The following is a 7,777-nucleotide window of genomic DNA, read 5'->3' as shown; positions in this document are numbered from 1 at the left end:
GCTTGCGAAGCCTTAAAGGCCGCCGGTGCCAAACGGGCCATCATGCTGCCGGTAAGCGCTCCTTTCCACAGCACCCTGATGCAGCCGGCTGCAGACCGTCTGAAGGAAGTGCTGGACGGCATCGAAGTGGCTGACGCCAAGATCCCGGTGATCGCCAACGTCACCGCCCGTCCCGAACAGAAAGGGGACGAAATCCGTCAGGTACTGGTGAAACAGGCTGCCAGCCCGGTACTCTGGGAAGACAGTGTCCGGTACATGATGGAAAACGGCGTGGATACCTTCATCGAAGTGGGACCTGGCAAGGTGCTCACCGGTTTCGTCAAGAAAATCGACCGTTCCTACACCGGCCAGAACGTGGAAGACCTGGCCAGTTTGGAAAAAACCCTTGCTTATTTAAAGGAGGTCAGATAAAATGACTTTAGTCGGGAAAGTGGCGCTGGTTACCGGCGGCTCCCGGGGCATCGGCCGTGCCATTGCCCTGAAGCTGGCGGAAAACGGAGCTGACGTAGCCATCAACTATGCCGGCAATACCGCTGCAGCAGAAGAAGTCAAGACGGCCATCGAACAGATGGGCCGGAAGGCTCTCCTGGTCCAGGGCAGCGTAGCCGATACCGACGGTGTCCAGACCATCGTGAACACGGTGGTGAAGGAACTGGGCCGTCTGGACATCCTGATCAACAACGCGGGGATCACCCGGGACGGGCTCCTGATGCGCATGAAGGAAGCGGACTGGGACGATGTGATGCACACCAACCTGAAAGGGGTGTACAATTGCTCCAAGGCCGTCCTGCGCACCATGATGAAGCAGAGAAGCGGCCGGATCGTGAACATGGCCTCCGTAGTGGGGGAAATGGGGAACGCCGGTCAGACCAACTATGCGGCTGCCAAAGCCGGGGTCATCGGCTTCACCAAGAGCCTGGCCAAGGAAGTGGCTTCCCGGGGCATTACGGTCAATGCCATTGCTCCTGGCTTCATTGCCACGGATATGACCAGTGTGCTCACCGACGACCAGAAGGCCGAAATGGCGCGGACTATCCCTCTGGGACGGGCCGGCCAGCCTGAAGATGTTGCCAATGCAGTCCTTTTCCTCGTTTCCGAGGGGGCTGCTTATATAACCGGCCAGGTTTTAAATGTGGACGGTGGCATGGTAATGTAGTATCATTATATGTTAGAGGATTGGAAGGAGGTGAACTGGAATGAGCGAACAGAGCACTTTTGAAAAAGTAAAGGCCATCACCGTTGATCAGCTGAGCGTTGCTCCTGAAGACGTAAAAATGGACTCTACTTTTATCGATGACTTGGGAGCTGATTCTCTGGACATTGTGGAACTGATCATGGCTTTCGAAGAGGAATTCAACACTGAAATCCCCGACGATGTGGCCGAAAAGATCCGCACCGTAAGAGACGCAGTCGAACTGTTGGATAAAGAAGGCAAATAATAGCATCCCATTATTTTCGGAAGGCCCTGCAACAGGGGCTTTCCGAACTTTATCCATGATCTTATGATCTGAAATGGGGGATTTTTGTTGAAAGTGCCAGTGCTGAAGATTGGTGAAAAAGTAGCAACTATGCCTATCGTCCAAGGCGGTATGGCCATACGCTTGTCCACGGCGCGTTTGGCAGCTTCAGTGGCCAATGAAGGCGGTGTGGGTCTGATCGCTGCTTCTGGTCTGCCCTTCGATGAGCTGCGCAAGGAAATCCGTCTTGCCCGGAAATTATCCAATGGCAAGGGAATGATTGGCATCAATGCCATGGTAGCCGCCCGGGAGTTTAAGGGTCTCATTACAACTGCGGCCCAGGAGAAAGTCGATCTGATTGTGGCCGGGGCTGGCTTTTCCAGAGATATGTTTTCTGTCGGCAAGGAATATAATGTTCCCATTGTGCCGATTGTATCCTATGCCAAACTGGCAAAGATTGCGGAACGGCTCGGTGCTTCCGCCGTTGTGGTGGAAGGGACTGAAGCAGGGGGCCATTTGGGGACCCAGCGTTCCATCAAAGATATCCTGCCGGAAATCCTTTCGGTGGTGAAGATTCCGGTCATTGCGGCTGGTGGCGCTGTCACCGGCAAAGATGCGGCGGAATTGCTGAAAATGGGTGCCAGTGGCGTCCAGATGGGCAGCCGGTTTGCTGCCAGTGAGGAGTCCAACGGGTCTCCTTTCTTAAAACAATTTTATTTGAAAATGACCCAAGATGATGTGGTTCAAATAGATAGTCCGGTAGGATTCAAGGGCCGTGCCGTGCTGACGCCTTTTTCCAAGGCTGTGCTGGAAGGCCATCCTCTGAAACCCACCACCTGCGACAGCTGCCTGAAGCACTGCTCCCGCAGCTTCTGTATCATCCGGGCTCTGACCCGGGCCCAGCAGGGAGACCTGGAAACAGGTCTGGTGTTTACCGGAGCCAACATGTGGAAAATTAAAGAAATCCTTCCCGTCCATGAAATCTTCAGACGGATCCGGGAAGACTGGGACAATATTGAGTAGAGGTGATCCTTTTGAAACGAAGAGTGGTTGTGACCGGCCTCAGTGCGATTACGCCCATTGGCATCGGTAAAGAAGCATTCTGGAACAGCCTGATGGAAGGCAAATCCGGTATCGGTCTGATTACCCAGTTCGATACCACTGATTTTAACTGCAAAATCGCCGGGGAAGTAAAGGATTTTGACTTTGCGGATTACGGCGACAAAAAAGAAGGCAAACGGATGGACCGGGTGACCCAGTTCGCCGTGGCCTGTGCCAAAATGGCAGTGAAAGATTCTGCCCTGGACCTGGATAAGGAAGATGCAGACCGGATCGGCGTGTGCGTAGGCACTGGCATCGGCGGCATCCATACCTTCCTGGATGCGGCCACCAAGCTAGTCTCCAAGGGACCTGGCCGGATCAGCCCCTTCTTCATTCCCATGGAAATCCCCAACATGCCGGCAGCTCAGATCGCCATCGATCTGAAGGTGAAAGGCCCCAACACGGCCATTGTCACCGCCTGCTCCACCGGTTCTGACTGCATCGGGGACGCCCTCCGGACCATCCAGTACGGAGATGCGGACGTGATGCTGGCCGGGGGTACCGAAGCAGCCATTTCTCCCATTGCCGTGGCCGGGTTCGACAACATGAAAGCCCTGTCCCGGAACAACGAAGCTCCGGAAAAGGCCTCCTGCCCCTTCGACAAGAAGCGCAGCGGCTTTGTCATGGGCGAAGGCGCCGGGATCGTGGTCCTGGAAGAACTGGAACATGCCAAGGCCCGTGGGGCTCAGATCTATGCAGAACTGGTGGGCTACGGCCACAACAGTGACGCCTACCATATCACCGCTCCGGATCCGGAAGGGGATATGCAGGTGAAATGCATGGAAATGGCCATCAAAGACGCCGGCCTGACCCCGGCTGACATTGACTATGTGAATGCCCACGGCACCAGCACCCACCGGAACGACCTGAACGAAACCAACTGCTGCAAGCGGGTATTTGGAGACCGGGCCAAGGAAGTGCCCATCAGCTCCATCAAATCCATGACCGGCCATCTCCTGGGCGGTGCCGGCGGCGTGGAAGCCGTGGCTACGGTACTGACCATCAAAAACGGCATGATCCCTCCCACCATCAACTATGAAGATGTGGATACGGAAGAAGGCCTGGATCTGGACTACGTGCCCAATGTGGCCCGGAAAGCCGATGTGAAGGTGGCTCTGTCCAACAACTTCGGTTTCGGCGGTCACAACGCCATCCTGTGCTTCAAAAAGTACGAAGACTAAGGGGCTCCCGGTACCATGGAGGAACAGCGTCAGAAAGAGCTGGAAGGGCTCTGCCGCCAGCTGGGCATGGTCATGAAGGACCTGCACCTGCTGGATATGGCACTGACCCATACGTCCTATGCCTATGAGTCCAAAAAGAATCCCCGGCCCCAGCACAATCAGCGGCTGGAGTTTTTGGGGGATTCGGTGCTGAGCCTGGTGGTCAGCACCCATATCTACAAAACCTGTCCCCAGATGGACGAAGGGGAGCTGTCCAAGCTCCGGGCCTTCCTGGTATGTGAGGAGACCCTGGCCCAGCTGGCCACGGAAAACCATCTGGGAGACCATCTGCTCCTGGGCAAAGGGGAAATCAACCTGGATGGGGAGGAGAATCCCTCTATCCTGGCCGATGCCTTTGAAAGCGTCCTGGGAGCCTATTACCTGGACCAGGGTTTTGCCAAAGTGACGGAGCTTTTGGGACGGCTGTTGATCAGCCGGATCCCGGAGCTTACTGCCGACGGCATTGACCGGGATTACAAGACCCGGCTCCAGGAAGTGGTGCAGAAAGACGGCCCGGTGGAAATCGACTATGAGCAGGTTTCCGCAGAAGGCCCCAGCCACAACCGGACCTTCGTCATGCGCGTCCTGGTGAACCAGGAAGAGCGGGGCAGAGGCCGGGGAAGAACCAAAAAAGAAGCCGAACAGCGGGCTGCCAGAGAGGCCCTGAAGGCTTGCAAATGAGATAAAAAAATACCGCGCATCTGCGCGGTATTTTTTTATCTCATTCTGTTTCCTTCCGCCTTCTTCTTGTTTTCATACATGACCGCATCGGCCCGGAGGAATACATGGAGAAAGTTGATGTCGTTTTCCGGATCGTAGGCGCTGAATCCGGAGGCAAAGGCCAGCTGGTCCCAGGGCCGGTCATCCTCATAGTTCCGTTTCCGGTTCCAGGGCTTCAGCTGGGACAGGATGGCCTCCCGGTTGTGGTAGTCCTCCTTCTGGAGGATTACCACGAATTCGTCCCCGCCTACCCGGTACACCGGGCTGTGCTTGAACAGGTCGCAGATGTATTTCACCGTCCGCAGGAGCAGATCGTTGCCCCGGGCGTGACCGTATCGGTCATTGACTCCTTTCAGGTCGTTCACATCCACCATCAGCACTCCAAAGGAAGGAACCTTGGCCGGATCCTTCCGGATCAGCCGGTCCAGTTCCTGGACCTTTAGCTGGTAAGCCCGGGTGTTCTTCACCTGGGTCAGGTTGTCTTCCAGGGCCTGGTTTTCCAGCCGGTCCACCATTTCCTTCATCCGCAGCATGGTCTGGTCCATGTTCCGGGCCAGATCCCCCACCTCATCCTTCTGGGTGCTGTGGAGCAGGGTGTCATAGTTCCCCTGGCCCATCCGCCGGGCGGCTTCGTCGATTTCCTTCAAAGGCTGAATGATCCGGTTGGCCCCGGCAATGGCCATGCCGGAGGTAATGAGTCCGAAGAACACCATCAGGAACAGGTTTCGTCCGTAGGAAATCCGCCGTTCCTCATAAATCTCCTCATCCGGAGCAATGATCCCCAGATTCATGCTGTTCCGCAGGGTAATAAAGGCCAGTTCCTTCTCCTGGCCCTTGTAGTGGTAGCTCAGCAGCTGGTCGTTGGAATCCCGGCCTTTCAGCACCTCCGCATAGGGTTCCAGGCCGAAATCTTTCAAGGTGGTGGGAGCTCCCTCCGGATAATCCGGATGGTAGTACAGCTCTCCCTCATTAGAGAACAGCACGGCATAGCCGCTTTCGTAGATCCTGGTATCCCGGATCATGGAAATCAGGGTGTCCATCCGGATGCTCAGGCCCACAAAACCCACAAACTGCTGGTTCTTGTAAACCGGTACCACATAGGAGATCCGCCGGACTGCGAAATTGTGGTCATTGTAAGGCGGGCGCCATACAGGCTGGCCGCCTTTCCGCAGATCCTGGAAGAACTTCCGGAGATGCCGGTCCTTGTAGAAATACTGTCCCATTTCCTCAGGGGTGTGGGGTACATAGGCTTTCCGTTCCGGATCCCAGGTGTACCAGAATCCGTTGGGGTGGCCGGTATATTCACTGTTGAACTGGAGATAATACCCAAAAATGGTGGAAGAACTTTCCGCCGACAGATGGAACTGTTTTTCCAGATGATCCAGGATCTGCTGCTGGACAGCCGGGTCCCTCAGGGCTCTGGGATCGTCAATATCCGCTTCCAGGGAACGGGCCAGGGCATCGGTCATGTCCTTGGCCTCCGTCAGGGTGCTCTGGATGGGGGCCGAAGTCCGCTGGGCCTGCCAGTTCAGGCTCATGGTGGCGATCCGGGTGGAAGTAGTAGTGACAGTCTGCAGGTCCAGGAACCCCATGATCAGCACCAGGGACACGGTAATGCCCAGGATGATCAGCAGGAACTGGGACCGGAGACTGCGGAATTTGATCCACACAGCACAAATACGCTCCTTTATACAGAATTATAAAAAGCAAAAGCCGGCTGTTTCCGTGACAGCCGGCTGGGGAACCCTGGAAAAAGAGAGCAGGTCTCTGCAGCTGGCTGCCATTTTACAGGCCCTTATAGCTTTGCGTCACTGGATTTCTCCAGGTTTGCCAAATGTTTTCTTTATTTTTTTTTTTTTGATATCAATTATTGTTATAAAGGATGAATGCTCATTTGTCCATACCCATGTTGAACAGGGTCAGCGGGCTGCGTCTCTTTCAATGGACCGTTTCAGCTGGTACATGGCCTCATCCGCCCGGCGGAACACTTCTTCGAAAGACGTATCCGTCCCTGGCAGGTATTCTGCATGGCCGGCAGAGAAAGAAATCTGTTCCCAGGGCTTTTCCAGGGTATAGTCCCGTTTCCGGAGATAGGGGAGGAGCTGTTGCCACAGGGCTTCCCGGTTTGCATAATCCCCATGCCGGAGCAGCACCAGGAATTCGTCTCCGCCGATCCGGTACACCGGACTGTGCTGGTACAGCTGGCAGATGGTTTTGGAAGTCAGCTGGATCACCACATTGCCTTTTTCGTGGCCGTAGGTGTCGTTGACCCCTTTCAGTCCGTTCAGGTCCACCATTACCAATCCGAAGGCCAGGTGGTTCAGGGGGTCGGAAATTTCCCGGTTCAGTTCCAGCACCTGCTTTTCAAAGGCGGATACATTCTTCACTCCGGTGAGTTTGTCCTGGAAGGCTTCCGTCTTCAGATCCCGGACCATGATCTTCATCAGGTCCATGGTCCGGTTCATGTTCTTGGCCAACAGGCCGATTTCGTCCCGGGAAGATTCCTTGATGGGGACGTCATAATTTCCCCGGCCCATCCGGGAGGCCGCTTCGTTGATCTCCTCCAGGGGCCGGAGGATCCGGTTGGCCAGGTAGATGGCAATGGCGGAGGTGATGATGGCAAACAGCAGCAGCAGGAAAAAGGCCCGGTAAATGGCCTCCTTCTGGAAGGCGTAAATCTCGTTTCCCGGAGCCACTACCCCCAGTTTCATGCCATTGGCCAGGGTGGTAAAGGCCAGCTGTTTCTTTTCCCCCTGATAGGATACTGGAATGGTGTGGGAACCAGTATCATGCTGGCGGAACACATCCGGCGAGTGGTCCAGGCCAAAATCCTTCAGGGTGGTGATCTGGGTCCCTTTTGCATAGTTGGGGTGATAGTACAGGACTCCAGTGTCGGAAAACAACAGGGCATATCCGCTGTCATAGATCCGCACATTTTTCACCTGATCCACCAGGTTGACCATCCGGATATCGATGCCCACCAGGGCCACACATCGCCGGTTGACGAAAACCGGCTTTACATAGGAAATCAGCAATGGGCCGCCTTCCCGGTTCCGATAGGGTGGGATCCACTGGGGAGAAAGGCTTTCCAGAGGGTCATAATACCAACGGTACATTTCCTCCAGCATTGGGTTGGAAGATTTTCGGGGATGGGAAAAAGGCTGCTCTTCAAAACCTGGCTGGTCGTTTTTCCGTTTGTACCAGAACCCGTCAGACGCCTGGATCAGGTCTTCATTGAAATGGATGTAGAACCCATCGATAATGGGCATGGTGGCCGCC

8 protein-coding genes and 1 riboswitch are annotated in these 7,777 nt (G+C 55.2%); of the genes, 6 read left to right on the top strand and 2 right to left on the bottom strand.

Annotated features, from left to right (window positions below; translation table 11 throughout):
- The 6 genes from QVO43_RS05590 to rnc all read left to right on the top strand — a co-directional run.
- A partial coding sequence (locus tag QVO43_RS05590; RefSeq protein WP_288174596.1) for an ACP S-malonyltransferase occupies positions 1 to 411 on the top strand: 411 nt, incomplete at its 5' end.
- A 1-nt stretch (position 412) separates the two neighbouring features.
- On the top strand, positions 413 to 1,156 hold the full coding sequence (fabG, locus tag QVO43_RS05585) for a 3-oxoacyl-[acyl-carrier-protein] reductase (protein WP_022487572.1): 744 nt from the start codon (positions 413 to 415) through the stop codon (positions 1,154 to 1,156).
- Positions 1,157 to 1,196: 40 nt separating this feature from the next.
- Complete coding sequence (locus QVO43_RS05580) at positions 1,197 to 1,439, top strand: acyl carrier protein (RefSeq protein WP_012938736.1); 243 nt, start codon at positions 1,197 to 1,199, stop codon at positions 1,437 to 1,439.
- A gap of 87 nt (positions 1,440 to 1,526) precedes the next feature.
- Positions 1,527 to 2,480, top strand: coding sequence for an NAD(P)H-dependent flavin oxidoreductase (locus QVO43_RS05575; protein ID WP_022487571.1), 954 nt, complete (start codon positions 1,527 to 1,529; stop codon positions 2,478 to 2,480).
- A gap of 11 nt (positions 2,481 to 2,491) precedes the next feature.
- On the top strand, positions 2,492 to 3,739 hold the full coding sequence (gene fabF, locus QVO43_RS05570; protein ID WP_022487570.1) for a beta-ketoacyl-ACP synthase II: 1,248 nt from the start codon (positions 2,492 to 2,494) through the stop codon (positions 3,737 to 3,739).
- A 15-nt stretch (positions 3,740 to 3,754) separates the two neighbouring features.
- The gene (gene rnc / locus QVO43_RS05565) at positions 3,755 to 4,459 is read left to right on the top strand and encodes a ribonuclease III (RefSeq protein ID WP_022487569.1); all 705 of its coding nucleotides are present in this window, start codon (positions 3,755 to 3,757) and stop codon (positions 4,457 to 4,459) included.
- 35 nt (positions 4,460 to 4,494) lie between these two features.
- Here the strand turns inward: rnc and QVO43_RS05560 are convergent, their stop codons facing one another.
- Positions 4,495 to 6,168 (bottom strand): sensor domain-containing diguanylate cyclase, encoded by a 1,674-nt coding sequence (locus QVO43_RS05560; RefSeq protein ID WP_022487568.1) that lies wholly within the window; start codon positions 6,166 to 6,168, stop codon positions 4,495 to 4,497.
- 95 nt (positions 6,169 to 6,263) lie between these two features.
- Positions 6,264 to 6,340, bottom strand: a riboswitch (cyclic di-GMP riboswitch).
- Positions 6,341 to 6,417: 77 nt separating this feature from the next.
- On the bottom strand, positions 6,418 to 7,777 hold a 1,360-nt coding region (locus QVO43_RS05555), incomplete at its 5' end, for a diguanylate cyclase domain-containing protein (RefSeq protein ID WP_288174590.1).

It is taken from the genome of Acidaminococcus sp. CAG:542 (assembly GCF_000437815.1).
Classification (GTDB): Bacteria; Bacillota; Negativicutes; order Acidaminococcales; family Acidaminococcaceae; genus Acidaminococcus.
Note: the sequence above shows the minus strand (reverse complement) of the source record. Positions and strands in the feature narration are given on the sequence as shown.